The following is a 1,960-nucleotide window of genomic DNA, read 5'->3' as shown; positions in this document are numbered from 1 at the left end:
CCTTAGCCACGTCGATGACGGCCAGCACGCCACGTTCTAGTTGGTGCAGCAGGCGTTCGTAGTCGGGCCCGTCGTGGCCATTATCGATATAGCGGGATTTTACCTCTTCCAACGAAAGACCTGCCCAGACGGGATCTGTGGCAATCCAACGCCAATACGCCTCCACGCTGGCTTCTAGTTCTTGTAGTGCGCTGTAGGTGCTCATCAGACATAGATACAGCAAATACCCGGCTTAGCTGCCTTTCGCCTAGCTACATTAGTACACTAGCAGCGTTAACCAGCGCAAAGACACTCAATAAGTAAGCCTTTAGGAATGGCAAATAGAATTTTACGGCTAATCAAAAAGCCATATTGAGTAGAGTCAATTTTTGGAATAATTCCTTTACATAATAGTTGTTCTCGGACAGACCTTGTTAGCGTATAATTTCCCTATCTAACGAACTAAGCCTTGTTTTTTGCATTTTTTCCGCACTAGTTGTTTGCTCGCTATGCTTGTGTAGTTTAGGTCATGCATCGACGCCTACTCTGCTACGGTTTCTTACTTCTCGTCCGCTGCAGCTACGGGCAATCAACCCCTGCTCCACGCTTCTATGCTGGTACACAAGCCGTTGTTAGTCGATATGCCGTTTTTTTCTCGGGCGAATCCAACGCCTTTACCATTGCCTCAATGCCGATTCAACTGGTAGTAGGCTACCGCTTTGCTCCTCGCTGGGCCGTTCAGGTCGGCTGGGTCGGAACACGTCAGATCTTTCGAGATGGATCCACCTGGGTAAATACAGCCGGGCATAGGATGGTTTCGACGAGCCGGAATGAGCAACGCTGCACTGCCATTCCTGTGCTGGCCCGTTATTCGTTAACGCGTAAATCAACGCACCGTTTCCAGTTCGAAGTACTAGGAGGCGTGACCCTCGTGCATGCCTTTGATCACCAAGAAGGGCTCCTGATGGAAGATGATCAGGTTAGTGCACAAGCAGATAAGACTCGAAAAGGGACAAACGCTGTGCTCTCAATTGGTCCTGGTATCTGCTATACCTTAGGACGGCATCTCGCGTTAGTAGCGGATTACGGCTACAATATGACGGTGGTTACCCCCTCGAAGAGGCGTACAAATGGTGTCCTCTTATCCAGCTTAAACTCCACCTTCACGGGTGGGCTGCACTACCGATTTGGGTATCATTGAGCAAATAGGCCTATGATGGCTTGTAACGTTTTACAAACACGGTTCCTTGAGCAGCATGTTAAAACGATAGAGGGCGACCTGCTTTCGGCTTGGACATTTTCCAAAGGGACTACTGTAAGGTGTCCAAGCTCTCACCTGCTATTTTTCTCTCACGAGCGGCGAACCGCTGTCTCAGTCGGCTCACTTTCTCAAGAACGAGACGAGACACTTTATGTAGTGTATTTAGCACCACTCAGCTCCGATAACTCTTACTTATCGACGTTGAGGCTGGGGACGCTCACGCTCGAATAACCCCGGATGGAATGACAACGCGGGTCTGTCACGTTTTCTAAACGGGCGTTTGGAAAATGTGACACAGGTGTATCTTCGCAACTCTTCCTGCTTTAGAGTATGTTGCTTTGATCCGTTACGTTGCCTATTTCCGCGTAAGCACCGCCCGCCAGGGGCAGAGTGGCCTGGGCCTGGAAGCTCAACAAGCTGCCGTGCGCGCTTTTGTGGGCCAGGACGCCGTGCTCGTCGCCGAGTACACCGAGATCGAGAGTGGACGGAAGAACAGTCGTCCGCAACTACACGCCGCTATTACGCGGGCCAAACAGGAGGCCGCCGTCCTGCTCGTGGCCAAGCTCGACCGCTTGGCCCGTAACGTAGCCTTCCTAGCGACGCTGATGGAAAGTCACGTGCGCTTCAAAGCCGTGGACCTGCCGGCCGCCGATGAGTTTACGCTGCACATCCTGGCGGCCGTCGCCCAAAAGGAAGCCACCGCCATTGCCACCCGCACCC

At 52.1% G+C, this 1,960-nt stretch carries 3 protein-coding genes; 2 read left to right on the top strand and 1 reads right to left on the bottom strand.

Features of this window, described 5'->3' with window-relative positions; translation table 11 throughout:
- Positions 1 to 205: hypothetical protein (locus BXP70_RS28965; RefSeq protein ID WP_143436788.1), on the bottom strand; the 205-nt coding region annotated here is incomplete at its 3' end.
- A gap of 303 nt (positions 206 to 508) precedes the next feature.
- On the opposite strand from BXP70_RS28965, the gene BXP70_RS28960 reads away from it, so the two are divergent.
- A complete protein-coding gene (locus BXP70_RS28960) occupies positions 509 to 1,180 on the top strand; it encodes an outer membrane beta-barrel protein (RefSeq protein ID WP_086597599.1) in 672 nt (223 codons plus the stop codon).
- Positions 1,181 to 1,578: 398 nt separating this feature from the next.
- Positions 1,579 to 1,960 (top strand): recombinase family protein (locus BXP70_RS28955; protein WP_218779899.1); only part of this gene is annotated, 382 nt, incomplete at its 3' end.

The organism is Hymenobacter crusticola, from assembly GCF_002154225.1.
Classification (GTDB): domain Bacteria; phylum Bacteroidota; class Bacteroidia; order Cytophagales; family Hymenobacteraceae; genus Hymenobacter; species Hymenobacter crusticola.
This window is presented reverse-complemented; position numbering and strand designations above follow the sequence as displayed.